Annotated in this window: 26 protein-coding genes and 2 tRNA genes; 18 read left to right on the top strand and 10 right to left on the bottom strand. The window is 71.3% G+C overall.

What is annotated here, in order from left to right; genetic code table 11:
- The 3 genes from RIN80_RS11180 to RIN80_RS11170 all read left to right on the top strand — a co-directional run.
- On the top strand, positions 1–726 hold a 726-nt coding region (locus RIN80_RS11180), incomplete at its 5' end, for an AIM24 family protein (RefSeq protein WP_309095388.1).
- A gap of 11 nt (positions 727–737) precedes the next feature.
- Complete coding sequence (locus RIN80_RS11175; RefSeq protein WP_190049443.1) at positions 738–1,418, top strand: AIM24 family protein; 681 nt, start codon at positions 738–740, stop codon at positions 1,416–1,418.
- An 18-nt stretch (positions 1,419–1,436) separates the two neighbouring features.
- Complete coding sequence (locus tag RIN80_RS11170) at positions 1,437–2,192, top strand: AIM24 family protein (RefSeq protein WP_309095387.1); 756 nt, start codon at positions 1,437–1,439, stop codon at positions 2,190–2,192.
- Positions 2,193–2,380: 188 nt separating this feature from the next.
- Here the strand turns inward: RIN80_RS11170 and RIN80_RS11165 are convergent, their stop codons facing one another.
- Positions 2,381–2,908, bottom strand: coding sequence for an NUDIX hydrolase (locus tag RIN80_RS11165; RefSeq protein ID WP_309095386.1), 528 nt, complete (start codon positions 2,906–2,908; stop codon positions 2,381–2,383).
- Entirely contained in the window at positions 2,905–4,362 is a 1,458-nt protein-coding gene (locus tag RIN80_RS11160; RefSeq protein WP_309095385.1) for a zinc-dependent metalloprotease, read from the bottom strand. Before RIN80_RS11160 ends, RIN80_RS11165 begins: the two co-directional genes overlap by 4 nt.
- 192 nt (positions 4,363–4,554) lie before the next feature.
- Between RIN80_RS11160 and RIN80_RS11155 the strand changes: the two genes are divergently transcribed.
- The 4 genes from RIN80_RS11155 to RIN80_RS11140 all read left to right on the top strand — a co-directional run bounded on the left by RIN80_RS11155 (position 4,555) and on the right by RIN80_RS11140 (position 7,742).
- Positions 4,555–5,676, top strand: coding sequence for an SDR family oxidoreductase (locus tag RIN80_RS11155; RefSeq protein WP_309095384.1), 1,122 nt, complete (start codon positions 4,555–4,557; stop codon positions 5,674–5,676).
- Between the two features lie 131 nt (positions 5,677–5,807).
- Positions 5,808–6,269: a molybdenum cofactor biosynthesis protein MoaE gene (locus RIN80_RS11150; protein ID WP_094057152.1), complete on the top strand. Its 462-nt coding sequence runs from the start codon at positions 5,808–5,810 to the stop codon at positions 6,267–6,269.
- A 115-nt stretch (positions 6,270–6,384) separates the two neighbouring features.
- A complete protein-coding gene (locus RIN80_RS11145) occupies positions 6,385–6,549 on the top strand; it encodes a hypothetical protein (RefSeq protein ID WP_309095383.1) in 165 nt (54 codons plus the stop codon).
- Positions 6,550–6,650: 101 nt separating this feature from the next.
- The gene (locus RIN80_RS11140) at positions 6,651–7,742 is read left to right on the top strand and encodes a PDZ domain-containing protein (RefSeq protein ID WP_309095382.1); all 1,092 of its coding nucleotides are present in this window, start codon (positions 6,651–6,653) and stop codon (positions 7,740–7,742) included.
- A gap of 41 nt (positions 7,743–7,783) precedes the next feature.
- On the opposite strand, the gene RIN80_RS11135 is transcribed toward RIN80_RS11140, so the two are convergent.
- A complete protein-coding gene (locus RIN80_RS11135) occupies positions 7,784–8,326 on the bottom strand; it encodes a PPA1309 family protein (protein WP_309095381.1) in 543 nt (180 codons plus the stop codon).
- Positions 8,327–8,489: 163 nt separating this feature from the next.
- On the opposite strand from RIN80_RS11135, the gene RIN80_RS11130 reads away from it, so the two are divergent.
- The 4 genes from RIN80_RS11130 (at position 8,490) to RIN80_RS11115 (ending at position 14,349) form a co-directional block, all read left to right on the top strand.
- Positions 8,490–11,417, top strand: coding sequence for a UPF0182 family protein (locus RIN80_RS11130; RefSeq protein WP_309095400.1), 2,928 nt, complete (start codon positions 8,490–8,492; stop codon positions 11,415–11,417).
- A 56-nt stretch (positions 11,418–11,473) separates the two neighbouring features.
- Positions 11,474–11,547, top strand: a tRNA-Met gene (locus RIN80_RS11125).
- A gap of 234 nt (positions 11,548–11,781) precedes the next feature.
- On the top strand, positions 11,782–13,605 hold the full coding sequence (locus RIN80_RS11120; RefSeq protein ID WP_309095380.1) for a tetratricopeptide repeat protein: 1,824 nt from the start codon (positions 11,782–11,784) through the stop codon (positions 13,603–13,605).
- 670 nt (positions 13,606–14,275) lie between these two features.
- Positions 14,276–14,349, top strand: a tRNA-Met gene (locus RIN80_RS11115).
- Positions 14,350–14,473: 124 nt separating this feature from the next.
- Here RIN80_RS11115 and RIN80_RS11110 read toward each other — a convergent pair.
- Positions 14,474–14,890, bottom strand: a complete 417-nt coding sequence (locus RIN80_RS11110) for a Fur family transcriptional regulator (protein WP_309095379.1) — start codon at positions 14,888–14,890, stop codon at positions 14,474–14,476.
- Positions 14,891–15,017: 127 nt separating this feature from the next.
- Between RIN80_RS11110 and RIN80_RS11105 the strand changes: the two genes are divergently transcribed.
- Entirely contained in the window at positions 15,018–16,490 is a 1,473-nt protein-coding gene (locus RIN80_RS11105) for a catalase (RefSeq protein ID WP_309095378.1), read from the top strand.
- Positions 16,491–16,573: 83 nt separating this feature from the next.
- Here the strand turns inward: RIN80_RS11105 and RIN80_RS11100 are convergent, their stop codons facing one another.
- A complete protein-coding gene (locus RIN80_RS11100; RefSeq protein WP_309095377.1) occupies positions 16,574–16,966 on the bottom strand; it encodes a CBS domain-containing protein in 393 nt (130 codons plus the stop codon).
- A 110-nt stretch (positions 16,967–17,076) separates the two neighbouring features.
- Entirely contained in the window at positions 17,077–17,877 is an 801-nt protein-coding gene (gene hisN, locus RIN80_RS11095) for a histidinol-phosphatase (RefSeq protein WP_309095376.1), read from the bottom strand.
- A 257-nt stretch (positions 17,878–18,134) separates the two neighbouring features.
- Between hisN and RIN80_RS11090 the strand changes: the two genes are divergently transcribed.
- Complete coding sequence (locus tag RIN80_RS11090) at positions 18,135–18,743, top strand: TetR/AcrR family transcriptional regulator (protein ID WP_309095375.1); 609 nt, start codon at positions 18,135–18,137, stop codon at positions 18,741–18,743.
- A 7-nt stretch (positions 18,744–18,750) separates the two neighbouring features.
- On the opposite strand, the gene RIN80_RS11085 is transcribed toward RIN80_RS11090, so the two are convergent.
- The 4 genes from RIN80_RS11085 to RIN80_RS11070 all read right to left on the bottom strand — a co-directional run bounded on the left by RIN80_RS11085 (position 18,751) and on the right by RIN80_RS11070 (position 22,332).
- Positions 18,751–19,074 (bottom strand): multidrug efflux SMR transporter, encoded by a 324-nt coding sequence (locus tag RIN80_RS11085; RefSeq protein ID WP_309095374.1) that lies wholly within the window; start codon positions 19,072–19,074, stop codon positions 18,751–18,753.
- 119 nt (positions 19,075–19,193) lie between these two features.
- On the bottom strand, positions 19,194–20,204 hold the full coding sequence (gene rsgA, locus RIN80_RS11080) for a ribosome small subunit-dependent GTPase A (RefSeq protein WP_309095373.1): 1,011 nt from the start codon (positions 20,202–20,204) through the stop codon (positions 19,194–19,196).
- A 17-nt stretch (positions 20,205–20,221) separates the two neighbouring features.
- Complete coding sequence (gene aroA, locus RIN80_RS11075) at positions 20,222–21,538, bottom strand: 3-phosphoshikimate 1-carboxyvinyltransferase (RefSeq protein ID WP_309095372.1); 1,317 nt, start codon at positions 21,536–21,538, stop codon at positions 20,222–20,224.
- Positions 21,539–21,609: 71 nt separating this feature from the next.
- Positions 21,610–22,332 carry a M50 family metallopeptidase gene (locus RIN80_RS11070; RefSeq protein ID WP_309095371.1) on the bottom strand — a complete coding sequence of 241 codons (723 nt, stop codon included), beginning with the start codon at positions 22,330–22,332 and terminating at the stop codon, positions 21,610–21,612.
- Positions 22,333–22,382: 50 nt separating this feature from the next.
- On the opposite strand from RIN80_RS11070, the gene RIN80_RS11065 reads away from it, so the two are divergent.
- From RIN80_RS11065 to RIN80_RS11045, 5 genes are all read left to right on the top strand, one after another.
- Entirely contained in the window at positions 22,383–23,198 is an 816-nt protein-coding gene (locus tag RIN80_RS11065; RefSeq protein ID WP_309095370.1) for an SOS response-associated peptidase, read from the top strand.
- A 1-nt stretch (position 23,199) separates the two neighbouring features.
- Entirely contained in the window at positions 23,200–23,865 is a 666-nt protein-coding gene (locus RIN80_RS11060) for an alpha/beta family hydrolase (protein ID WP_309095369.1), read from the top strand.
- A gap of 256 nt (positions 23,866–24,121) precedes the next feature.
- Positions 24,122–24,808 (top strand): RNA polymerase sigma factor SigR, encoded by a 687-nt coding sequence (gene sigR, locus RIN80_RS11055; RefSeq protein WP_309095368.1) that lies wholly within the window; start codon positions 24,122–24,124, stop codon positions 24,806–24,808.
- Positions 24,805–25,116 (top strand): mycothiol system anti-sigma-R factor, encoded by a 312-nt coding sequence (gene rsrA / locus RIN80_RS11050; RefSeq protein WP_309095367.1) that lies wholly within the window; start codon positions 24,805–24,807, stop codon positions 25,114–25,116. Before sigR ends, rsrA begins: the two co-directional genes overlap by 4 nt.
- A 123-nt stretch (positions 25,117–25,239) precedes the next feature.
- On the top strand, positions 25,240–26,429 hold a 1,190-nt coding region (locus RIN80_RS11045), incomplete at its 3' end, for an HD-GYP domain-containing protein (protein ID WP_309095366.1).

Genomic DNA, 26,429 nt, shown 5'->3' with positions numbered 1-26,429 from the left:
CAGCACGGCGTTCCCCAGCCCGGAATCCCGCCGCAGGGCGTCCCGCAGCCCGGTGCGGTCCAGGGCCCGGGCGTGGCCGCCGCGCTCCAGCAGTTCAAGGAGACCCCCACCGGGCAGCGCTGGACGCAGCAGAACAAGAAGCTCGTCCGGGTCGACCTCGGCATCGGCGGGCAGCCCGTGCTGGCGCGGCAGGGCAGCATGGTGCTCTACCAGGGCAAGGTCGACTTCAGCTACAAGGGAGCAGGCTTCTCCGGCCGGATCGTCGGCAATGCCACCGGCCAGGAGATGCAGCTCATGCGCTGCACCGGTCAGGGGCAGGTCTTCCTCGCCGAGAACTCGACGATGCTCCACCCGATCGAGCTCCAGGGCGACGGCATCTGCGTCTCCGCCGAGAACGTCCTGGCCTTCGACGAGGGCCTCCAGTACGAGGTCCGCCGCATCGAGGGACACGGCATCCCCGGCGGCGCGCTGTTCACCATGCAGTTCCAGGGCACCGGCACGATCGTCGTGAAGACGCACGGCACGCCCGTGGTGCTGCCCGTCACGCCCACCACGTTCGCCGACTGCAACGCCGTGGTCGCCTGGTCGGCCGCCGCCCAGGTCGTCGTCTCCAGCCAGGTGCGGATGCGCCGCAACGCCTACCCCGGCGACACCGGGGAGAGCGTCAACCTCCAGTTCCGGGGCGCACCCGGCAACTTCATCGTCGTCCAGCCGTACGAGGTCTGAGGGAGCCCGTCATGACACAGCAGCTCGCGGGCCACGCCCCCGCACCCGTCACCGCCCGCATGGAGAACCACGGCAACCACATGCTGAAGGTCGCCATGCAGACCGGCAACGACCTCCTCGCGCGCGTGGGGTCGATGGTCGCCTACGAAGGGTTCGTCCAGTACGAGCCCAACCCGCCGGCCGTGCGCCAGATCGCCAAGGACTGGCTGACCGGCGAGGGCGCGCCCCTGATGAAGTGCTCCGGCGACGGCCTGCTCTACCTCGCCGACTACGGGGCGAACGTCGTCGTGATCAACCTCAACGGCGACGGCATCTCCGTCAACGCCACCAACCTGCTCGCCTTCGACGCCCACCTCACCTGGGGCGTGGAGCGGGTCAAGGGCCTGGCCAAGTTCGCCGGCCAGGGCCTGTGGAACACCAAGATCTCCGGACAGGGCTGGGTCGCGCTGACCTCCCGGGGCAAGCCGATCGTCGTCGACTGCGGAGGCGGCGAGGACGAGACGTACGTCGACCCCGACGCGCTCGTCGCCTGGTCCCCGAACCTCAAGGTGAAGGGCAAGCGCAGCTTCCGGGCGCAGTCACTGATCGGCCGCGGCAGCGGCGAGGCCTACCAGATGGCCTTCTCCGGTCAGGGCATCGTCGTCGTCCAGCCCAGCGAGGACAGCACCGACCGCCTCCGGGCCCGGGGCTGAGGGGGAGCCAGAAACGCCATGCAGAGCCCGATTTTCGCCTACAACGAGCAGCAGGCCCAGGAACGCTGGAGCCTGCAGAACAAGCAGATGCTGCGCGTCGCCCTGGAGGGCCACGACGACATCCTGGCCCGTAAGGGCACCATGGTCGCCTACCAGGGGCTCGTCGAGTTCGACGCCGAGTACCAGAGCAACGGCCAGGCACGCGCGCGTGCGCACACGGGTGAGGGACTCGACCTGATGCGCTGCCACGGGCAGGGCACGGTCTACCTCGCCAACCTCAAGCAGCACGTCCACGTCATGGACGTGGACCAGGACGGCCTCACCGTCGACAGCAGCTACGTGCTGGCGATGGACTCCTCCCTGCACCACGAGGTCATCGCCGTGGACAGCCTCTACGGCATCTCCGGCTCGGGGAAGTACCAGCTCAACATCTCCGGCCGGGGAAAGGTCGCGCTGATGACCTCGGGCATGCCGCTGCTGCTGCAGGTGACGCCCGACAAGTACGTCAACTGTGACGCCGACGCGATCGTCGCCTGGTCGACCGGCCTGCGCGTGCAGATGCAGGCCCAGACGCACTCCTCGGGGGTGTGGCGGCGCCGCGGCAACACCGGCGAGGGCTGGGAGCTGAGCTTCATGGGCTCCGGCTTCGCGCTGGTCCAGCCCAGCGAGCTGCTGCCGCCGCAGAACGCCCAGATCGGCTCGGGCCTCGCCGCGCAGTACGGCATGGGCCAGCAGGGGGCGCGGGGGCAGAACCAGGGCAACGTCTGGAGCTGAGCGCTGGGTGCTCCCCGGTTCGGCCGATCGGGTTCGGGGCTCGTGCGGCCGGGTCCCGGCCACGGGCCGTCCGTGGGCGGCCGCGCGGTTGGCCACGTCCCTGACGGGGTGCACCCCGCGGTCAGGAACACGTGTAAGGAGCGGCCACCGAGGCGGCCGCTCCTTACATCGCCGCTCCTTGCACGTACTCAGAGCGCGAGTCTCGCGCGTGTCGCCCGCAGCAGGCGTACGACCGAGTCGTCCGCCACCTCCGGCACCTCCTCGTAGCCGAACCAGCGCACGTCGAGCGACTCGTCACTGACCGCGTGTACGGCATCGGGGGGTGGCACGACGGCGTACTGGACGTCCAGGTGCCAGTGGCACGGCGCCGGGATCGGGTGCCGGTCCAGGCGTACCGGGCCGCCCGGCAGCAGGGACAGCCCCGAGACGCCGGACTCCTCCGTCGCCTCGCGCAGGGCCGCTGCCGCCAGGGTGGCGTCACCGGGCTCGCAGTGGCCGCCCATCTGCAGCCACATCCTCAGCTTCCTGTGCAGCGTGAGCAGCACCCGGCCGCCCACGGGGTCGATCACCAGGGCGCTCGCCGTGATGTGGCCCGCCTGGCAGGCCTTCCAGAGGCCGTCCGGGTGATCGGCCAGGTGGTCGAGGTAGATCTGGCGCAGCTCGGGCTGGTCCTCGTAGTCCTTCAGTACGAGGACCGCGTCGTCGTACAGGCTCACCCGGCGTCGTCGTCCTTGTTCTTCTCCTCGCCCTCGCCCTCGCCCTTCTTGCGCAGGTCGGGCTTGTCCGCCGCCTCGCCGAGCATCTTGTCCAGCTCGGAGAAGTCGATCTGCTCGCGGTGCACGAAGCCGTCCGGATCGTCCAGGTCGGTCGCCGTCGGCAGCATGTCCGGGTGGTGCCACAGGGCGTCCCGGCCGTCGACCCCGCGCGCGTCCGTGAGGGAGGCCCACAGACGGGAGGCGTCGCGCAGACGGCGCGGGCGCAGCTCCAGACCGATCAGCGTGGCGAACGTCTGCTCGGCCGGGCCGCCCGAGGCGCGGCGGCGGCGCAGCGTCTCCCGCAGCGCGTCCGCCGATCCCAGCCGGGGCTTCGCAGCCGCGTGGACCACCGCGTCCACCCAGCCCTCGACGAGCGCCAGAGCGGTCTCCAGACGGGCCAGGGCGGCCTTCTGCTCGGGCGTGTCCTCGGGCTGGAACATGCCCTGCTGGAGCGCTTCCTGCAGCTGCTCGGGGTTCTGCGGGTCGAACTGGCCGACCACGTCCTCCAGCTTGGCCGTGTCGACCTTGATGCCGCGGGCGTAGCCGTCGACCGCGCCGAACAGGTGCGAGCGCAGCCACGGCACGTGCGCGAAGAGGCGCTGGTGGGCCGCCTCGCGCAGGGCGAGATACAGCCGTACCTCCTCCTGGGGGACGCTCAGGTCCTTGCCGAACGTCTCGACGTTCACCGGCAGCAGCGCGGCCTTGCCGGCCGGACCGAGCGGCAGGCCGATGTCGGACGAGCCGACGACCTCGCCCGCGAGCACGCCGACGGCCTGCCCGATCTGCGTGCCGAACATGGCGCCGCCCATCGAGCGCATCATGCCGATCAGCGGGCCGGCCATGGCCTGCATCTCCTCCGGCAGGACGTCGCCCATGGCGGTGCCGACGCGCTCGGCGACCGGGTCGACGAGCTCCTTCCAGGCGGGCAGGGTCGCCTCGACCCACTCCGCGCGGCTCCAGGCCACGGCGGAGCCGGCGCCCGACGGCAGGGACGTGGCGTCGTCGAGCCACAGGTCCGCCAGGCGGACGGCCTCCTCGACGGCCCTGCGCTCGGCGGGGCCGACGCTGGCGTCCTTGGTGCCGTCAGGGGAGCCCTGGGAGACCGTCTGGCGGGCGATCTGCTTGGCCATGTCCCAGTTCACCGGGCCGCCCTCGTAGGAGAGCATCTGGCCCAGCTGCTGGAACGCGGCGCCCAGGTCGTTGGGGTTCAGAGAGCCGAACATGGCTGCGAACGGATTGTCCGCACCGGGGCCACCGGGGCCGCCGCCAAAACCTCCGGCTCCGGGCAGGCCGCCGAAGCCGAACGGGTTGGCCGGTCCCTGACCACCACCGCTCTGCTGGTCCTTCTTCTTGCCCTCGTCGCCGTCGTCCGGCTCCTCCGGCGGAAGGCCGAATCCGAATGGGGTGTCACTCACGGGATTCCTCGGCTGGTAAGGCCGCCGGTTCTTTCCGGCGGCACGGCTGCCCGACAACACCACCCAGCGTAGACACCCGGGGCGGATCGGGCCTCGGTGCTTCGCCGACTGACAGCCTGCGGCAGGATGGATGCCACCTGGTACGCACGCGTCGCTCGCGCTCGTACTGAAGACAACCGCTGGAGACGCCCGGTGAGTTCCCCAGATCCGCAGGTTCGCGCAGCGCGAAACCAGTCAACCAGTTCCGCGAGTCCCGCGGGGCGCGGCCCCGTCGTCGCGGTCACCGGCGCCGCGTACGGCATCGGCGCGCTGCTCACCGAGCAGCTCGCGGCGTCCGACGAGGTCAGACAGGTGCTGGCCATCGACGAGCGGCGTGGCGAGTGCGCCGCCGCGCAGTGGCACATCCTCGACGTACGGGATCCGGCCATCGCGGACAAGCTGCGCGGCGCCGACGTCGTGGTCCACCTGGCGCTGGACCTCGACCTGGAGACCGACGCCGCCGCCCGAACGGCCTACAACGTCCGGGGGACGCAGACCGTACTGACCGCCGCCGCGGCGGCAGGAGTGCACCGGGTCGTGCTGTGCACCTCGTCGATGGTCTACGGTGCGCTGCCCGACAACGAGCTGCCGCTGTCGGAGGACGCGGAGCTGCGCGCCACGGCGGAGGCCACGGGCGTCGGCGACCTGCTGGAGATCGAGCGGCTGGCACGGCGGGCACCTCGGGCCCACCCCGGACTGAACGTCACCGTGGTGCGGCCGGCCGTCCTGGTCGGCGGCACCGACACGGCTCTGACCAGGTATTTCGAGTCGCCCCGGCTGCTGGTCGTCGCCGGGTCGCGGCCCGCGTGGCAGTTCTGCCACGTCGAGGACCTGTGCAGTGCGCTGGAGTACGCCGTCCTGGAGAAGGTCGAGGGGGAACTCGCCGTCGGGTGCGACGGGTGGCTGGAGCAGGAGGAGGTCGAGGAGCTCAGCGGGATCCGCCGGATGGAGCTGCCGTCGGCGGTCGCCCTGGGCGCGGCGGCACGGCTGCACCGGATCGGCCTCACGCCCTCCCCGGCGGGGGACCTGGCCTACACGATGTACCCCTGGGTGGTGAGCGGCAGCCGGCTGCACGACGCCGGGTGGCGGCCGAGGTACACCAACGAGGAGGTCCTCGCGGAACTCCTGGAGGAGGTCTCCGGGCGGCACACCGTCGCCGGGCGGCGCCTGGGCCGCAAGGACGCGACGGCCGCGGGCGCCGCGGGCGCGACGGTGGCGCTGCTGGGCGCGGCGGCGGTGGTGCGGCGGGCCCGGAAGGCGCGGCGGCGGATCTGAGGGAGCCGCCTGCAGCGATCCGGGGACGCTCCTGTGGCGGCGGAACGCTGTAGGAGACTCCAACCTCCACGCGCGCGTGCCGGTCGATAGCTCTATTTCGTGCTGTCGGTCCCGTGCGGCACGATGGGGCCATGGCATCCACGAGCGATCACCCCGGTGAGCGGGCCGCGCAGGACCCCGTCAAGCTGATCGGGATCCGGGACACGCCCCTGTCCGTGGACGAGGTGTTCCGCGCCGTCGGTGACGACGCGTCCGGCGGCACGGCGCTCTTCGTCGGCACCGTGCGCAACCACGACGGCGGCGCCGACGTGGCGGAGCTGGGGTATTCGTGCCACCCCAGCGCGGAGGCCGAGATGCGTCGGATCGCCGAGAAGGTGGCCGCCGAGTTCCCCGTGCGTGCGCTGGCGGCCGTGCACCGCGTGGGCGACCTGCGGATCGGGGATCTCGCCGTGGTCGTCGCCGTCTCCTGCCCGCATCGCGGAGAGGCCTTCGAGGCGTGCCGCAAGCTCATCGACGACCTCAAGCACGAGGTGCCCATCTGGAAGCACCAGAGGTTCTCCGACGGCACCGAGGAGTGGGTCGGCGCCTGCTGATCGGGGGGCTGTCCTCCGGTTGCGTAACCGCACCCCCGGCGTGAGCGTTGTCACTGCGGATGGTTAATCTGCTGATCAGTCAGTTCGCGGACGCTCGATGGGGTTGGAGGTCGGCATGGCGGCGCTCGCCTGGTTGCTGATTCCGCTTGTGGCTGCGATCGGCGCGGGGCTGTGGGGAAGTTGGGCCAACCGGACCCGCAAGGTCCGTGGCGACGGCCCGGAGCTCATCGGCTACGCCCGCTTCCGCGAGGCCATGGAGAAGCCGCGGCCGGGTGCCTGACGGTCGGAAAACAGCAGGTCACAAGCGTCTTGACGCGTAGGGCCGCCCCGTACGGGCGGCCCTGACGGTGCGCTGACAGGACCGTCCCGTACTGTCGAGTCATGCCACGCCGCACTGCGACGATGCTCGCCTCCACCCTGATGCTGATCGCGCTGTTGTGCGCGGGAGTGTTCATCCCCGTGCCGTACTCGGAGATGTCCCCGGGGCCGACGGTGAACACGCTCGGCGATCACGACGGCGAGCCGGTGCTGCAGATCGCGGGGCGGAAGACGTATGCGACGACCGGCCATCTGAACATGACCACGGTCCGGGTCACGAGCGCCGACTACCGGATGAACCTGGTCGAGGCCGTCTACGGCTGGCTCGCGCACGACAACAAGGTCGTGCCGCACGAGACGCTCTACCCGGACGGCAAGACCGAGGAGCAGTCCACCCAGGAGAACGCCGAGGAGTTCAGCCAGTCCCAGGAGAGCGCCAAGGTCGCCGCCCTGAAGGAGCTCGACGTCCCGGTGAAGTCGTGGGTGATCGTCTCCACGGTCGTCAAGGGGTCCCCGGCCGAGAACAAGCTGCACGCCGGAGACGTGATCAAGGCCGTCGACGGTACGGCGGTCAAGCAGCCGGCCGACGTCGCGAAGCTGGTCACGAAGCACAAGCCCGGCCAGGACGTCCGCTTCACGATCGTGCCCGCCAAGGAACAGGCCGCCGCCGAGAAGGAGAAGCGGACGCCGACCAGGACCGAGGACATCACGATCACCACCACGACGTCAGACGACGCGGGCGAGAAGCGCGCCATCGTCGGCATCTCCGCCGGAACCGACCACACGTTCCCGTTCACCATCGACATCAAGCTCGCCGACGTCGGCGGACCGAGCGCCGGTCTGATGTTCGCGCTCGGCATCTACGACAAGCTCACGCCGGGCAGCCTGACCGGCGGCACGTTCGTGGCCGGCACCGGCACGATCGACGACGCGGGCAAGGTCGGCCCGATCGGCGGCATCGAGATGAAGACCGTCGGCGCGCGGGCGAAGGGCGCCCGGTACTTCCTGACGCCCGCCGACAACTGCGCGGCCGCCGCCAAGGACACCCCGGAAGGCCTCACCCTCGTCAAGGTGGACACCATCCAGGACGCCCTCGGTGCCCTGAAGGACATCCGCGGAGGCGACACCGCGGACCTGCCGCGGTGCGGTAAGTAGCCGGGGAGGGGCCCGGCGGTCCGGGCCCCGAAGCCCGCGGGCTAGTCCTCGAACGTCGCGAACAGCGCCTCCGCCAGGCCCGGCACCAGGTCGGAGCCGGTCAGCACCTCGGTCGGCGAGTCCTTCTCGCGCAGCCGCAGGGCCGAGTCGCGGGTGCCGTCGCGCAGCACCCCGACCGTCATCCGGACCTCCTGACGGTCCGGGTGTTCCGCCACCCACTTCGTCAGCGCCGCCCCGCTCAGGTCCTTCGGGACCTGGGCCTCGGCGGACGGGGGCAGCATCAGGCGCTCCACGGCGAGGGCGCAGCCGGAAACCGCGTCGGGCCAGGCGATGGTGGCGAGGAACTCGTCGAGCGGCTTGCCCGTTGGAACCTCGTCCTGCTCGATCGGGGTGAGGCCGGAGTTCTCCGGCTCCTCACCCAGACCGAGCCGGTCCGCGAGCGACGGCTGTTCGGCTCGCAGCCGTGCGGTGTCGACGAGGGCGAAAAGGCGGGCCGGCTGGTCCCAGCCGAGGCCGGAGACGTACTCGTCGATCTCGAGCACGGCCCGGGTGAGCGGGTTCGCAGCCATGGGAGTGTTGGACATGGTCACAATCCTCTCTCGTTCCTGGCCGGAATCGGGAACCGAGTAAACGGTGAGTAAGTTGCATAGGTGGGGGCCCACGATCACGGGGGCCACGGACGGCCCGTGAAGACGCGGGCCCGACGAATCGACAGCGAACTTCGAGGTGCGCACCTTGGCTTTCCAGATGCCGGACCGCGGCGGAGGCCCGACAGGGCCGCGGATGAGAGTGGGCCGCCCGTCCCGGCGCGTCCGGACCCTGCTCATGACGCTGGGCGTCCTGGCCGTCCTCGGCATGGCGTTCACCATGTTCGCGGGGTTTTGGACGGACTGGCTCTGGTACCGGTCGGTGAACTACTCCTCGGTCTTCACCACCACCCTGTGGACCAAGATCGGGCTCTTCTTCGTCTTCGGCCTGCTCATGGCCGTCGCGGTCGGCGTCAACATCTGGCTGGCGCACCGGCTGCGGCCGCCGCTGAGTGCCATGTCGATGGAGCAGCAGAACCTCGACCGGTACCGCATGAGCATCGCGCCCTACAAGAAGTGGCTGCTCCTCGGGATCACCTCCCTGGTGGGCCTGATCGCCGGCGCCTCCGCGTCCGGCCAGTGGCGCACGTGGCTGATGTGGGTCAACGGCGTGTCCTTCGGACAGAAGGACCCCCAGTTCAAGCTGGACGTGTCCTTCTACGCCTTCGACCTGCCCTGGTACCGGTTCCTGCTCGGCTTCGGCTTCGCCGCCGCGATCCTCTCGGTGATCGCCGCCGCGCTCACCCACTACCTCTACGGCGGGCTGCGCGTCACCAGTCCCGGCGCGCGCGCCACGGCCGCGGCCACCGGGCACCTGTCCGTGCTCCTCGGGATCTTCGTGGCCCTGAAGGCGGTCGCCTACTGGCTCGACCGGTACGGGCTCGCGGTGAAGTCCAGCGACTTCCGGGCGACCGACAACTGGACCGGCCTGCGGTACGTCGACGCCAACGCCTACCTGCCGGCCAAGACGATCCTGTTCTGCATCGCCGTCATCTGCGCGCTGCTGTTCTTCGCCACCCTGTGGCGGCGCACCTGGCAGCTGCCGGTGATCGGCTTCGGCCTGATGGTGCTCTCCGCCATCCTCATCGGCGGGCTGTACCCGGCGATCGTGCAGAAGTTCCAGGTCCAGCCGAACGAGCAGGCCAAGGAGGCGCCGTACGTCGAGAAGAACCTCGAGGCGACGCGCAAGGCCTACGGCATCGACGGCACCAAGGTCACCGACTACACGGGTACGAGCACGACCGAGGACAAGACCGAGCTCCGCGACGACGTCGACGCCACGGCGAGCATCCGGATCATGGACCCGAACATCGTCTCGCCGACGTTCCAGCAGCTCCAGCAGATCAGGAACTACTACGCGTTCCCGAACAACCTGGACGTCGACCGCTACGCCAAGGACGGCAAGGAGCAGGACACGGTCATCGGCCTGCGTGAGCTGAACCTCGCGGGCATCCCGAAGAAGAACTGGATCAACAACCACTTCCGGTACACCCACGGGTTCGGAGTGGTCGCCGCCGAGGGCACCAGCGCCGACGCCCAGGGCCGTCCGAACTTCACGGAGTCCGACCTGCCCTCCGAGGGCGACCTCGGCACGTACGAGCAGCGGATCTACTACGGCGAGAAGACCGACACGTACTCGATCGTCGGCGGTCCCCAGAAGGAGATCGACTACTCCGACGACAACGGCGAGAAGACCACCAGCTACAAGGGCGACAGCGGGGTCAACCTCTCCAACCCGGTCAACCGGGCCGCGTACGCGGTGGCGTTCGGCGAGCCGCAGATCCTCTACTCCGGCGCCATCGGCGACGGTTCGCGGATCCTGTACAACCGCACGCCCAAGGAGCGCGTCGAGGCGGTCGCCCCGTGGCTGACCATCGACGGCGACGCCTACCCCGCGGTCGTGGACGGCCGGATCCAGTGGATCGTCGACGCCTACACGACGACGAACGGCTACCCGTACTCCTCGCGCACGACCCTCGGTGACACGACCGCCGACTCGCTGACCGCCACGAACGACAACCGCGCGGTGGTGGCTCAGCAGAACCAGGTCAACTACATCCGCAACTCGGTGAAGGCGACCGTCGACGCGTACACCGGCGAGGTCAAGCTCTTCCAGTGGGACACGAAGGACCCGGTCCTCAAGACCTGGATGAAGGCCTTCCCGGACACGGTGGAGCCCAAGAGCGACATCTCCAAGTCGCTGATGGACCACCTGCGTTACCCCCAGGACCTGTTCAAGGTCCAGCGGGAGCTGCTCACGCGCTACCACGTGAAGGACGCGACGACGTTCCTCAGTGGCAGCGAGGTCTGGCAGGTGCCGGACGACCCGACGAACCGGTCGGGCAACGCGGTGCCGCCGTACTACCTGAGCATGAAGATGCCCGACCAGAAGGCGCAGGCGTTCTCCCTGACGACGACCTTCACGCCCAACGGCCGGGACAACCTCAGCGCGTTCATGGCGGTCGACGCGGAGGCGGGCACGTCCGACTACGGCAAGATCAGAATTCTGAAACTGCCGACGAACACCACGGTGAACGGACCCAAGCAGGTCCAGAGCCAGTTCAACTCCCAAGAGGACATCGCCGAGTCCATCAGGCTCCTGAGAGGCGGCGACTCCGAAGTCGAGTACGGCAACCTGCTGACGGTGCCGCTGGACGGGGGACTGCTCTACGTGGAGCCGGTCTACGTCCGCGGTGGCGGACTGAAGTACCCGCTGCTGCGCAAGGTGCTGGTCACCTACGGAGGCCAGACCGCCTTCGAGAACACGCTCGACGAGGCCCTCAACAAGGTCTTCGGAGCGGAGGGAGCGACTCCCGAGCCGCCGGACGAGGGGGACACGCCGCCTCCGCCGACGTCCGAGAACCCGACGGTCCAACAGGCCCTGGAGGACGCCCAGAAGGCGTTCGACGCCGGCCAGGAGGCCCTGAAGGAGAACGACTGGGAGGCGTACGGCCGGGCGCAGAAGGACCTGGAGGACGCGCTGCAGCGGGCCGAGGACGCCCAGGCCGAGGCGAGCCGCGGAGGCGGAGGCGCCGGGGGCGGCGAGAGCCAGCCCAGCGGCAGCCCGAGCCCCAAACCGAGCAGTTAGGCCCTGGCCTGGTGAAATGCCCGTCCCGCGCCGTGATACGGTTGTGAACACAACGGCGCGGGGTGGAGCAGCTCGGTAGCTCGCTGGGCTCATAACCCAGAGGTCGCAGGTTCAAATCCTGTCCCCGCTACTGAAGTCGCGATGTCCGAGTGACGGCGCGGCCACGAAGGCCCGGATTCCACAGAGGAATCCGGGCCTTCGTGATGTGTGAACGCATGTATGGGTGCAGGCTGCGGCCGCGCTGCCGGGGGGAGTTGGGCGTTCTGTGTTTGACTTGTCGTTCTGTGGGCATGTCGACAAAACGCTGTAGTGACCTCACTGGCTGCGGTATACCAGGTGTACCCAGGTTGCAGGTGGTGCGACGATGGACGTTATGGGGGACAAGGCAACTCTGTTCGAGACAGGGCGTTTTGTGCAGCCTTCCAGCCGGGAGGACACCGAGACCCCGGACGAGACCGGGGAACTCGCCGACGAGGCGGCCGAAGAGCTGCGTCAGCGGCTCGCCGCGGAGGCCGGCGACGTCGAGGCGATGAGTGTCCTCGGGGCCATGCTGCTGCGCCGTGGTGATCTCGACGGTGCCGAACCCCATCTGCGTGCCGCCACCGCCGCGGGCGACCGGGCCGCGGCCAACAACCTGGGCGTCCTGCTCCACCAGCGTGGCTACGCCGACGAGGCCGCCGGCTGGTGGCGGATCGCCGCCGTCGCGGGATCGGCCGCGGCCGCGCACGCCCTCGGCCGGCACCACCGCGAGCGCGGCGACGAGCCGGCCGCCGAGTACTGGCTGCGCCAGTCCGCCGAGCAGGGCCACACCCTGGGCGCGTACGCCCTCGCCGACCTGCTGGAGCACCGTGGGGACGCCGCGGCCGAGCAGTGGATGCGCGTGGCGGCCGAGCGCGGGCACCGCGAGGCCGCGTACCGGCTGGCCCGGGCCCTGGACCGCAGGACGGCGCGGGAGACCGACGGCGACAACGGTGTCCAGGCGCCCGAGGAGGCCGAGCAGTGGTACCGGCAGGCCGCCGCGCGCGGACACCGGCGGGCCGCCCTGCACCTCGGGTCGATCCTGGAGCGGCGCGGCGAACTCAAGGAGGCCGGGCGCTGGTACCTGACGTCCGCCAAGGACGGCGAGGCGCGGGCCGCCTGCGCGCTCGGGTTCCTGCTGCGCGACGCGGGCGACTCGGAGAACGCCGCCGTGTGGTGGCTGCGGGCCGCGCAGGACGGCGACGGCAACGCCGCGAACGCGCTGGGCGCGCTGCACGCCGAGCGGGGCGAGACCCAGACCGCCGAGCGGTGGTACCGGGCCGCGATGGACGCGGGCGACGTGAACGGCGCGTACAACCTCGGGCTGCTCTGCGCCGAGCAGGGGCGCACCGCGCAGGCCGAGCAGTGGTACCGGCGCGCGGCCTACGCCGGGCACCGGGAGGCCGCCAACGCGCTGGCGATCCTGCTGCTGCAGGGCGGGGACGAGACGGGTGCGGAGCCGTGGTTCTCCAAGGCCGCGGAGGCCGGGAGCGTGGACGCCGCGTTCAACCTGGGCATCCTGCATGCCGGGCGGGGCGAGGAGAAGGCCGCGCTGCGCTGGTACGAGCGGGCCGCCGCCGCCGGGCACACCGAAGCGGCGCTGCAGGTCGGCATCGCGCGGCTGCGGGACGGCGACGAGCAGGAGGCCGAGCGGTACCTGCGGTGTGCGGCCGGGGGCGGGAGCGCCGAGGCCGCGTACCGGCTGGCGACCGTGCTCGACGCCCGGCGGCCGCCGGAGCCGGCGCACGAGCTCGGCGAGCCGGTGCACCGGCGCAGCGAGTGCGAGGAATGGTACGAGCGGGCGGCGTCCCAGGGGCATCGGCGGGCCCAGGTGCGGGTCGGCATGCTGGCGGCGGCCCGGGGGGACGTCGTCGAGGCGGCCCGGTGGTACCGGCAGGCGGCCGAGGCCGGGTCGCGCAACGGCGCGTTCAATCTCGGGCTGCTGCTGGCCCGGGAGGGGAGCGAGCCCGAGGCGGCCGTGTGGTGGACAAGGGCGGCCGACGCCGGGCACGGGCGGGCCGCGTTGCGGCTGGCCCTGGTCTACGCGCGTCGGGGCGAGCTGGCGGAGGGACAGCGGTGGGCCGACCGGGCCGTGTCCCTGGGCCCCGGGTCGGTGGCGGAACGAGCGGCTCGGCTGCGCGACGCGCTCCGGCAGGAACTGTCGGCGTAAGGCGGGACGGCGGCTTGCGGGGCGCTCGGCGTTCGTCCCGGGGCTGACACCGCCTGGAGCGGTGGCCGCCTTGGCAGGGCCGCGGGGTGGCTCGGTGGGAAGGCGTGCTCCGGCGAGGGCGGTCGGCGTGAGGTCGGGTGGCCTGCGGGCTGGTTGGTGTGGGTCGGGTGGCTTGCGACCGGTTGGTGCCGGTCCTGGGGCGAGCGGCGGTTGTGGCTGGCTGATGGGGAGGGCGGCTGGCGTTCGTCTAGGGCTGGGCGGCAGCTTGGCGCGGCCGCGGGGGGCTCGGCTGGGAGATGCGTTCCGGCGTGGGCCGGGTGGCTTGCGGACCGGTTGGTGCCGGTCCTGGGGTGAGCGGTGGTTGTGGTCGGTTGATGCGGAGGGCGGCTGGCGTTCGCCCCGGGGCTGAGGGACGCCTGACGCGGCGGTCGTCTCGGCACGGAGGCGGGGTGGTTCGGCGGTAAGGCGCGTTCCGGTGAGGGCGGTCGGCGTGGGGTCGTGTGGCTTGAGGGCTGGTCAGGGGTTCGTCCCAGGGCGCCCCAGGGGTGAGGGCGGCTCCGGCCAGGGCCCGTGGAGGCTCCCTTCCTCGTGATCAGCACTGTCACTAGCGGCGGCGGCGTTAAGCGATTTGCATCTGCCCTCGTCATTGACGTAACGTTGCATTCATCGACGCGGGGTGGAGCAGCTCGGTAGCTCGCTGGGCTCATAACCCAGAGGTCGCAGGTTCAAATCCTGTCCCCGCTACTGAAGGCCGAGGGCCGGAATCCGAAAGGGTTCCGGCCCTCGGTGTTTTCCAGGGCTCCAGCGGACCGCGTGCACAGCGGAAAGCCCCGGCACCATCGGTGCCGGGGCTTTCGCGTGGGCCGGGCTAGGCGGCCGCGCAGTTCGGACAGACACCGCGGTACGTCACCTCGACGTCCGAGACCGTGAAGCCGAAGCGCTCGGAGTCGGGAAGGTCCGCCAGGGGGTTGCCGACGGGGTGCACGTCGCGGATCGCGCCGCACTGGGCGCAGACCAGGTGGTGGTGCGGCCGGTGGGCGTTCGGGTCGTACCGCTTGGCGCGCTGGTCGGTCGAGACCTCCAGCACCTCGCCCAGGGTCACGAGCTCGCCGAGCGTGTTGTAGACGGTCGCCCGGGAGATCTCGGGCAGCTTGGCGACGGCCCGGGCGTGGACCTCGTCGGCCGTCAGATGGACGTGTTCGCCGTCGAGGACCTCGGCCACGACGCGCCGCTGCGCGGTCATCCGCCATCCGCGTCCGCGCAGGCGTTCCAGAAGGTCACTCATGGCCACCAGCCTAACAGCTAAGGGGACCAGGTCCCGAACAGGTGTGAGATTAGAGTCTCACTTGCTTTAGACAATGTCTATTGTAGGATCGAGAACGGCTTTGGCCAAGGGACAGGTTTGGCCAGGAATGGTGCAGGAGGCGCACGTGACGACGCAGGGACCGCTTACGACGGAGGCCGGGGCTCCGGTCGCCGACAACCAGAACAGCGAGACCGCGGGCGTCGGTGGCCCGGTGCTCGTTCAGGACCAGCTCCTGCTCGAGAAGCTCGCCCACTTCAACCGCGAGCGGATCCCGGAGCGCGTGGTGCACGCACGCGGTGCCGGCGCCTACGGCACCTTCACGGTGACCGCCGATGTCACGCCGTACACGCGTGCCGCGTTCCTCTCCGAGATCGGCAAGCAGACCGAGGTCTTCCTGCGCTTCTCGACGGTGGCCGGCAACCTGGGCGCGGCGGACGCCGTCCGCGACCCGCGCGGCTTCGCGCTGAAGTTCTACACCGAGGAGGGCAACTACGACCTCGTCGGCAACAACACCCCGGTGTTCTTCATCAAGGACGCCATCAAGTTCCCCGACTTCATCCACACCCAGAAGCGCGACCCGTACACCGGCTCGACCGAGGCGGACAACGTCTGGGACTTCTGGAGCCTGTCGCCCGAGTCCACGCACCAGGTGACCTGGCTGTTCGGCGACCGGGGCATCCCGGCCTCCTACCGCCACATGGACGGCTTCGGCTCGCACACCTTCCAGTGGAGCAACGCGGCCGGCGAAGCCTTCTGGGTGAAGTACCACTTCAAGACCGACCAGGGCATCAAGAACCTGACCAGCGCGGAGGCCGCCCGGCTCGCCGGTGAGGATCCCGACTCCCACCAGCGCGACCTGCGCGAGGCCATCGAGCGCGGCGAGTACCCGAGCTGGACCGTCGGCGTGCAGATCATGCCCGTCGCCGAGGCGGCGACCTACCGCTTCAACCCGTTCGACCTGACCAAGGTGTGGCCGCACGCGGACTACCCGGTCGTCGAGATCGGCAGGCTGGAGCTCAACCGCAACCCGGAGAACATCTTCGCCGAGGTCGAGCAGTCGATCTTCAGCCCCGCCCACTTCGTGCCGGGCATCGGCCCGTCCCCGGACAAGATGCTTCAGGGCCGCCTCTTCGCGTACGGCGACGCCCACCGCTACCGCGTCGGCATCAACGCCGACCACCTCCCGGTGAACCGTCCGCACGCCACCGTGGCGCGCACCAACTCGCGTGACGGGTACCTCTACGACGGCCGTCACGGGGGAGCGAAGAACTACGAGCCGAACAGCTTCGGCGGGCCGTTCCAGACGGACCGTCCGCTGTGGTCCGCCACGGCCGTGAGCGGCGCCACGGGCAACCACCCGGCCCCGGTCCACGCCGAGGACGACGACTTCGTCCAGGCGGGCAACCTCTACCGGCTGATGTCGGAGGACGAGAAGGAGCGCCTGATCGCCAACCTGGCGGGCTTCATCGCCAAGGTCTCGCGCGACGACATCGTCGAGCGGGCGATCGACAACTTCCGTCGGGCCGACGGAGACTACGGCAAGCGGCTGGAGGCCGCGGTCCAGGCCCTGCGCGGCTGAACTCCAGCACTGGACCGCTTGCGGTAGTGGACGGGCCGGGTCCCCCCTCGGGGGGCCCGGCCCGTTCGTGTGCTCCCGTGCCGTCAGGCGGGCACCTGCTGACGTGCCGGTGCCCAGCAGCGGATGATGTCGCGGACCGAGACGACGCCGGCGGGCTCGTCGCGGTCCAGCACGATGAGATGACGGAAGCCACCGTGCGCCATCGCGCCGGCCGCCTCCTCCAGGGTCCAGGTCGGGGTCGCGAACACGACGTCGTTGGTGGTGTGGGCGTGGGCGCGCTCGGTGTCCGGGTCCTGGCCGCGGCCCACGGAGTTGAGGATGTCGCGTTCGGTGAGGATGCCGATGCCACCGGCGTCCGGGTCGAGGACGATGGCCGCGCCGACCTTCCGGGCGGACATCAGCGCGGCGGCCTGGCGCAGGGTGTGGGCCGGGCCGATGGTGAGGACGACGGTGCTCATGGCGTCACGGACGAGCATGGATGGAGCCACCTCCTGGGAGTGTCCCCGCCTTTGTTCCACTTTTCACAAGTTCACAAGTGGGGGGACTCCCAGAGTGGCAGGCAAAGGGAGAGTCAACAAGAGGGCGGTCAGTAACGCTGGTTGAGGTATCCGAGCAACTCGTCGTGGAGCAGGCCGTTCGACGCGGCCGCGTTGCCGCTGTGCGGGCCCGGGCGGGCGTCCAGGCCCGTGAAGGTGCCGCCGGCCTCGGTGACGATGATCGCGTTCGCGGCCATGTCCCACAGGGAGAGCTCCGGCTCGGCGCACATGTCGATCGAGCCCTCGGCGACCATCATGTACGGCCAGAAGTCGCCGTACGCGCGCGTGCGCCACACCTCGCGGGTCAGGTCCAGGAAGCCGTCCAGGCGGCCCTGCTCCTCCCAGCCGCTGAGCGACGAGTACGCGAAGGAGGCGTCGGAGAGCTTGGAGACGCGGGAGACGTGCAGCCGGGAGGCCTTGGTGAGGGAGCGCCCGCTGAAGGCGCCGTGGCCCTTCGCGGCCCACCAGCGGCGGCCCAGCGCTGGGGCGGAGACGACCCCGACGACCGGCTGGAAGCCGCCCTCGCCGGCCTCCATGAGGGAGATGAGCGTGGCCCAGACGGGGACGCCGCGGACGTAGTTCTTGGTGCCGTCGATCGGGTCGATCACCCAGCGGCGCGGGCCGGTGCCCTCCACGCCGTACTCCTCGCCGAGGATCGCGTCCCGGGGCCGGGCGCGCTGGAGCTGGCCGCGGATGAGCTCTTCCGCGGCCTTGTCCGCCTCGCTCACCGGTGTCATGTCCGGTTTGGTCTCCACCTTGAGGTCGAGGGCCTTGAACCGGTCCGTCGTCGCGGCGTCCGCGGCGTCCGCCAGGACGTGAGCGAGGCGCAGGTCGTCGAGGTAGTCGGGCATGTGACGAACCTATCTGCCGAGGTGGGGGTGGGGCCACCGGGGGTTTGTGAGGGCCGGGGAGTCATCGGGTGACGTGCCGGTGGGGTGCGCGGCGCGGGGCGGGCGAGCGCGCTCGGCGGCACGGCCCGGGGCCCGGGGCGTCTCAACACCCCGCGCGAGACGGCCGAAACGCGCCCCCGTGCGCGCTCGCGAACCCTTGACAGTGCTTCCACGCGCGTCAAACCTGGGCGCAGAGCCGCTCGCCCCAAGGGGAGGCGATGATGCCTGCAGCGCGGGAATCCTTGCTGGACGCCGCTTTCGCGGCGCTGGCGCGCCGGCCGTGGTCCGCCGTGCGGATGGTGGACGTGGCCGCGGCGGCCGGAGTGTCCCGGCAGACGCTGTACAACGAGTTCGGCAGCAAGGACGGTCTCGCCCGGGCGCTCGTGCGCAGGGAGGCCGACGGCTATCTCGCCGGGGTCGACCGCGCGCTCGCCGGCCCCAGCGACCCCCGCGACCGGCTCACCGCCACCGCCGAGTGGGTCACCTCCGCGGCCCGGGACAACGCCCTCGTGCGCGCCATGCTCACCGGCTGCTGGAGCGAACGCCTGCCGTCGCCGGCCCTGTCGGCCGTCCCGTCCACCTCCGCCGTGCCGGCCCAGCGCCGGGCCGACGGACCCCTGCCCTCGCCCGGCGACTTCGTCGCCCTCGTCCGCGACCGCGCCGTGACCGTCCTGGCCGGACCCGGCACGCCCAGGTCCGACACGGCCGACCTGGCCCGCTCCTGCGAACTCGCCGTCCGGCTGGCCCTGTCCTGCGTGGCCGCGCCGCCCGGCGAGGGCGGCGTCGCCGACCTCGTCCGCAGCGCCCTGCCCCGGCAGGCCGGCTGACAGGACGTCAGTGCGCCGAGCCCGACAGCTGCAGCCCGATCACGCCGATGACGACGAGGCTGATCGACACGATCTTCAGCGTCGACACCAGGTCACCCAGGAACACCATGCCGTAGATGGCCGTCCCCGCCGCCCCGATGCCCGTCCACACGGCGTAGGCCGGGCCCACGTCGAGCTTCTTCAGCGACAGGGTGAGCAGACCGAAACTGCCGAGCGCGAACACGCAGAACGCGATCGTCGGCCAGAGCCGTGTGAAGCCGTGCGACAGCTTCAGGCAGACGGCGAAACCGGTCTCGAGCAACCCGGCCACGATGACCAGCAGCCACGCCATGTGTCGTCCTCCCGTAACCCACGTTCAGTGACCGCTTCGTCTCGTTTTGTCGAGGCTTGCATCCGGCTTGGTGCGATTATGCACTTACCGTCCGCACGGCAGGACAAACAACGCGGAGGTCAGTCGCCTTCCGTACGCTCCCGTGCGGCCAGCAGCCGGCGCAGGGAGTACAGCCGCGCCGGATCCGCGTGCCCCTCGGCGACCCAGGCGTCCAGCGCGCAGTCCGGCTCGTCGTGGCTGCACGCCCGCGGGCAGCCCTCGGTGCCCGGCTCCAGGTCGGGGAAGGCCTTGATGACCCGGGACGGGTCGACGTGGTGCAGCCCGAACGACCGCACGCCCGGCGTGTCGATGACCCAGCCGTCGGTGCCGGCCAGCGGCAGCGCCAGCGCCGAGGTGGTGGTGTGCCGGCCACGGCCCGTCACCGCGTTCACATGCCCGGTCGAGCGCCGCCGCTCCTCGGGCACCAGTGCGTTGACCAGGGTCGTCTTGCCGACCCCGGAATGCCCCACGAAAGCGGTGATCTTGCCGTCGAGCTGCTCGCGCACCCGGGCGACAGCGGTGCCGCTCTCCAGTTCCTCGCGGCTGGTGACGACGTAGGGGATGTCGAGGTCGCCGTAGAGCTCCAGCAGCTTCTCCGGCGGGGCGAGGTCCGACTTGGTCAGCACCAGCAGCGGTTCCAGGCCACCGTCGTAGGCCGCGACCAGACAGCGGTCGATCAGGCGGGGACGGGGCTCAGGGTCGGCCAGGGCGGTGACGACGGCCAGCTGGTCGGCGTTGGCGACGACCACGCGCTCGTAGGGATCGTCGTCGTCCGCCGTGCGGCGCAGTACGGACGTGCGCTCCGCGATGCGCACGATCCTCGCCAGCGTGTCCTTCCTGCCCGACAGGTCGCCGACCAGGGCCACCCGGTCGCCGACCACCGCGGCCTTGCGGCCCAGCTCCCTGGCCTTCATCGCCATGACCACCCGGTCCTCGACGAGGCAGGTCAGGCGGCCCCGGTCGACGGTGAGGACGAGGCCCTCGGCGGCGTCCTCGTGCTTGGGCCGGATGTTCGTCCGGGGCCGGGTGTTCCGGCGGCCCGGACGGGTGCGGATGTCGTCCTCGTCGGTGTGCTTGCCGTAGCGGCGCATGACCTGGTCCCCGCGTCCTACGCCCCGAGCATCCCGGTCCACAGGTCGGGGAAGTCGGGCAGGGTCTTGGCGGTCGTCGCCACGTTCTCGATCTGCACGCCCTCCACCGCCAGGCCGATGATCGCGCCGGCCGTGGCCATGCGGTGGTCGTCGTAGGTGTGGAAGATCCCGCCGTGCAGCCGGCGCGGGCGGATGTGCAGGCCGTCGGCCGTCTCCGTCACGTCACCGCCGAGCTCGTTGATCTCCTTGGTCAGCGCCGCCAGCCGGTCCGTCTCGTGCAGGCGCAGGTGGGCCACGCCGCGCAGGGTCGACGGGGAGTCGGCGAGGGCCGCGACGGCGGCGATGCCCGGCGTCAGCTCGCCGACCTCGCCGAGGTCCACGTCGATCCCGTGGATCGAGCCGGACCCGTTGAACACCAGTCCGTACTCGGTGAGTTCGCAGGAACCGCCCATCTCCGTGAAGATCTCCCGCAGCCGGTCACCGGGCTGGGTGGTGCGCTCCGGCCAGTCCGGGATGACGACCTTGCCGCCCGTGACCAGGGCCGCCGCCAGGAACGGCTGGGCGTTGGACAGGTCCGGCTCGATGACCAGGTCCCGGCCGAGCAGGGCACCCGGCGTGACCCGCCAGACGTTCGGCTCGCCGCCGGACTCGGGGGTGTCCACCTGGGCGCCGACCGCGCGCAGCATGTCCACGGTCATGCGGATGTGCGGCAGGGAGGGCAGCGTGTCGCCGGTGTGGCGGACCTCGACGCCCTGGTTGAAGCGCGGGCCGGACAGCAGCAGGGCGCTGACGAACTGCGACGAGGAGGACGCGTCGATCGAGACCGGGCCGCCGTCCAGGGCACCGCCGCCGTGCACGGTCAGCGGCAGCGCGCCGCGGCCGTCGTCGTCGATCCGGGCGCCGAGCCGGCGCAGCGCGTCGATGACGCCGTGCAGCGGGCGCTCGTGGGAGCGGGGGTCGCCGTCGAAGCGGACGGGGCCGTCGGCGAGCGCGGCGACGGGCGGCAGGAACCGCATCACCGTGCCGGCGTTGCCGACGTCGACCGTGGCCGGGCCGCGCAGCCCCGTGGGCAGCACCCGCCACGCCTCGCCGGTGCCGTCCGGGCCGACGCCCTCCTCGATCTCGATCCCCATCGCGCGCAGCGCGCCGGCCATCAGCAGCGTGTCGCGGGAGCGCAGCGGGCGGCGCAGCCAACCCGGCTCGGAGGCGAGGGCGGCGAGGACGAGGGCGCGGTTGGTGACCGACTTGGACCCGGGCACGTGGACCGTCGCGTCGACGGCTCCGCTCGCGTGCGGGGCGGGCCAGAGGGCGGTGTCTGCGGTGTTCGGGACCATGCCTTTACTTTATAAGCAGGCGGTGGTCCGGGGGCCGCCCCATCGCGCCGCTCGCCGCGGTCCGCGCGCGGTCACAGCCCCAGCAGCCAGCGCCCTCCGCCGATCAGCGAGCACAGCGACACGGCGTGGAACAGGAAGAACCACAGGCCCGCCGGTACGTGGGTGAGACGGGACAGCTGGTCCGCGTCCGAGTCGCCCGCCCCGCCCCGGGCACGCTTCGCCTGCAGTTCGAAGGCCGGACGCACCCCGCCCAGCAGCAGGAACCACACCACCACGTACGCGAACGCCGCCTGGATCTGGGGCCCGGCCAGCCAGGACACCACCACGAACAGGCCGCCGGTGACGATCATCGTGAGGGCGCCGTAGGCGTTGCGGATCATCACCAGCATGGCCAGCAGCAGGGCCGTGGCGAGCCACAGCAGGAGCGTGATGCGGCCGGCGCCGAGCAGGGCCGCGCCGCCGAGACCCAGCAGGGGAGGGGCGGTGTAGCCGGCGGCGGCCGTGAGGATCATGCCGATGCCGTGCGGCTTGCCGCGGCTGACGGTCAGGCCGCTGGTGTCCGAGTGCAGCCGTATGCCCGTGAGGGTGCGGCCGGAGAGCAGGGCCACGAGCCCGTGGCCGCCCTCGTGCGCGATGGTGACGGCGTTGCGGGAGATGCGCCACAGACCGTGCGGGACCACCACGGCGAGCGCGACTCCCAGGGCCGCGATCACCACCCACAGGTCGGGGTCGGGCTGCGTGCCGGAGACCTCGTCCCAGAGTGAGGCGAGCGAGGCGGTTGCGGTGCTGTCCATGTGCGGCGTCGGCTCCCTGAGGGCGGCTGGAATCTGGCAGTGTGGCACGTATGTGCGGACGGTATGCAGCGAGTCGTAGACCAGAGGATCTCGCGGGAATCTTCGAGATCGAGAAGTGGGAGCCCGAGGAGACCCTCGGACCGGACTACAACGTGGCGCCCACCAAGGAGGTCTACGCCGTCCTCGACCGTCCTGTGAAAGACGCGGACGACCCGCGGCCGGTTCGGCAGCTGCGGACGCTCAGGTGGGGGCTCGTCCCCTCGTGGTCGAAGACGCCCGAGGGCGGCGCCCGGATGATCAACGCCCGCGCCGAGACGGTCCACGAGAAGCCGTCCTACCGCCGCGCCTTCACCTCCCGGCGCTGCATCCTGCCCGCCGACGGCTACTACGAGTGGGTCACCGGCACGCAGGAGCGCGAGCTGGAGGTCGAGGGCAAGAAGAAGCGGCCCCGCAAGCAGCCCTACTTCGTGACCCCGGCGGACGGGTCGGTCTTCGCGATGGCCGGGCTGTACGAGTTCTGGCGGGACAGGACACTGCCGGACGACCACCCGCAGGCCTGGTGGGTGACCTGCTCCGTCATCACCACCGAGGCCGAGACCAGCCCGCTCGCGGTGGCACCGGCCGAAGGGCCCCGGGCGCTGGCCGACATCCATCCCCGGATGCCGCTGATGCTGACGCCCGACCGCTGGGACGCCTGGCTGGACCCGTCCCGCACGGACGCCGACGGCCTGCGCGACCTGCTCGCCCCGCCGCCGGCCGGGCTGATGCGCGCCTACCCCGTCACCACGGCCGTCAGCAACGTCCGCAACAACGGGCCGGAGCTGCTGAAGGAACTGGAAGGGCCGGAAGAGGGCACACTCTTCTGACGTGACCCATGAGAACGACGGGACCGACGCGGCCCGTGAGACGACCGAGGCTGTCGAGACCGAGGCCGGGACCGCCCGCATCACCTGGCACCCGGCGGACAAGCCCCGGCTGGTGCTCGCCGTCAGCCACGGCGCCGGCGGCGGTGTCGAGGCCCGCGACCTGACGGCCCTGGCGGAGGTCCTGCCCGCCCACGGCGTGACCGTGGCCCGGGTGGAGCAGCCCTGGCGGGTGGCCGGGAAGAAGCTCGCGCCCGCTCCCAGGACCCTGGACACCGGCTGGCGCGGCATCTGGCCCGCGCTGGCCGCGCCCGGACTGCCGGTGGTCTCCGGCGGCCGCAGCGCCGGGGCCCGGGTGGCCTGCCGTACCGCGACGGAGCTGGGCGCCCACGCCGTGCTCGCCCTCAGCTTCCCGCTCCATCCGCCCGGCAGGCCGGAGAAATCCCGGGCCGGGGAACTGCTCGGCTCCGGCGTGCCCACCCTGGTCGTGCAGGGCGGGAACGACCCGTTCGGCAGGCCGCAGGAGTTCCCCGAGGGCGCCTACGAGCTCGTGGAGGTTCCGCACGGGGATCACGGCTTCGCCGTGCCGAAACGTGCGGGGATCTCGCAGGAGGAGGCCGTGGCGGTCATCACGGACGCCGTCGTCGGGTGGACCGGGTCACTCGGGTAAAGCTTCGGGAATGCCGGGGCGGTGGTCACTGTTGTGCGGGACGTACGTGCTGGAGACCAGCACCGACGCCGTAGGAGAGGAAGTCCGCCGCATGGGTTCGACCTTCTGCCCGAGCCGCAGCAGCCGCGCCGACCTGGAGTGGACGGTGCTGCACGCGGCCAGGACCGCCCCGATTCGGGCGGCGGGCGGACCGGATCGTCGTCTATCCTCCGATTCGGGTGAGACCGGTTTCGGTCTCACGAGAACACTGGAGGAGGTGGGTCCGGTCACTGGGACCGACGCAGGGACCGACAACGGCCAGGCGGAGCAGCCCGAGGGCCAGGGCGGCACGAGCACGGAGACCGCGACCGAGCGCAGCGCGCGCTTCGAGCGGGACGCGCTCGAGTTCCTCGACCAGATGTACTCGGCCGCGCTGCGCATGACGCGCAACCCGGCCGACGCCGAGGACCTGGTGCAGGAGACGTACGCCAAGGCGTACGCGTCCTTCCACCAGTTCCGTGAGGGCACCAACCTCAAGGCGTGGCTGTACCGGATCCTCACCAACACCTTCATCAACTCGTACCGCAAGAAGCAGCGGGAACCGCAGCGCTCGGCGGCCGAGGAGATCGAGGACTGGCAGCTCGCCCGCGCCGAGTCGCACATGTCGACGGGCTTGCGCTCCGCCGAGTCGCAGGCGCTCGACCACCTGCCCGACTCGGACGTGAAGGAAGCGCTCCAGGCGATTCCCGAGGAGTTCCGCATCGCCGTCTACCTGGCGGATGTCGAGGGCTTTGCCTACAAGGAGATCGCCGACATCATGGGGACACCCATCGGTACGGTGATGTCCCGGCTGCACCGCGGCCGCCGTCAGCTGCGCGGCATGCTGGAGGACTACGCCCGTGAGCGGGGGATGGTTCCGGCCGGCGCCGGAGAGTCGAACGAAGCGAAAGGCTCGGGGTCATGAGCTGCGGAGAGCCGCACGAGACGGATTGCAGCGAAATCCTCGATCATCTCTACGAGTTCCTCGACCGTGAGATGCCGGACTCGGACTGCGTGAAGTTCGAGCACCACTTCGAGGAGTGCTCGCCGTGCCTGGAGAAGTACGGCCTGGAGCAGGCCGTGAAGAAGCTCGTCAAGCGCTGCTGCGGGCATGACGACGTCCCCGGGGATCTGCGCGCCAAGGTCATGGGGCGGATCGACCTGATCCGCTCCGGCCAGGCGGTCCCCGAGCAGGACGTCACGGCCTCGCCTGCCACGCCGCAGGAGTCCTGAACCCCGTTCTGGGACAGTCGAACGCATCACTCGAACGTGCTAATCCGTGGGTTATCCACCCGTGGAGCCCCCTTCCGCCGTCCTAGGCTCCGGGCCTGACGGACATGGCCGGGGGAGGGGCGCATGGAAGCGGTACCGGCACGGACACGCGGGTATGTCGCCTGTGTCGTCGTCGCCGCGGTCCTCTGCCTGCTGCCGCTGCCGGGCGTTCGCGCGCCCTGGTGGGCGGTGGCGCTGCTGGCCGCGCTGTACGCCGGCTGCGAGCGCGTCGCCCGGTCCCGGTTCGTGGGGCTCTCCCATCCGGCCGGGACCTTCTACCCCGTACTGCTCGCCGGTGCGTTCCTGCTGCCCGCGCCGGCCGCCGCCCTGGTGGCCGTCCCCGGCGCGCTGCTCTCGCACGCGCAGCGGCCGGTGGCGCTGCGGCGGCTGTGGCGGGCCGCCCAGCTCGTCCTCGGCGTGTGGGCGGCGGCCCGGGTGCACTGGCTGCTCGGCGGCCGGGACGCGGTCGTCGCGGGGGACGTCCCCTACGCGCTCGGTCCGGCCGGAGCGGCCGTGCTGGCGTTCTGCCTGGTGCTGGCGGTGCTGGACGGCGGCGTCCTCGCCGTGGCCGAGCGGGTGCCGGTACGGCGGGCCTGGCGGGGTCTGGTGGCGCGCTCGCTCGCGCCGATCGCCGTGCACGGGCTGGCCGGGCTGATGATGGCCGTGCTGTGGCGCAGCCCGTACGGGCCCGTGGCCGCGCTGCTCGTGCTGCTGCCGATGTGCGTCTCGTGGTGGGCGTTCGCCCAGTACCACCGGGAGCGGGCGGCCCACCAGGCGACCATCCGGGCACTGGTGCAGGCCGTCGACATCAAGGACGGCTACACGCGCGGGCACAGCGAGCGCGTCGGGCAGGCGTCCATGATGATCGCGCGCGAGCTGGGCATGGACGACGAGCGCGTCGAGGTGCTCCGCTTCGCCGGGATCCTGCACGACGTGGGCAAGCTGGGCGTGCCCACGCGGCTGCTCCGCAAGAACGGGCCGCTCACGCCCGAGGAGCGGCGGGTCATCGAGCTGCACCCCGAGTACGGGCACGAGATGGTGCGCGGCATCGGCTTCCTCGGGGAGGCCCGGGCCGCCGTGCTGCACCACCACGAGCGGCTGGACGGCAGCGGATACCCCTACGGGCTGGTGGGTGGTCAGATCCCGGAGTCCGCGCGGGTGGTGGCGGTGGCGGACGCCTTCGACGCCATGACCTCCACCCGCTGCTACAGCAGGGCCCGGCCCGTGCCGGTGGCCCTGGCGGAGCTGGAGCGGTGCGCGGGCAGCCAGTTCGA

Source organism: Streptomyces sp. (assembly GCF_031181705.1).
Taxonomy (GTDB): Bacteria; Actinomycetota; Actinomycetes; order Streptomycetales; family Streptomycetaceae; genus Streptomyces.
The sequence above is the reverse complement of the archived record's forward strand: the minus strand, read 5'-3'. Positions and strand labels throughout refer to the sequence as shown.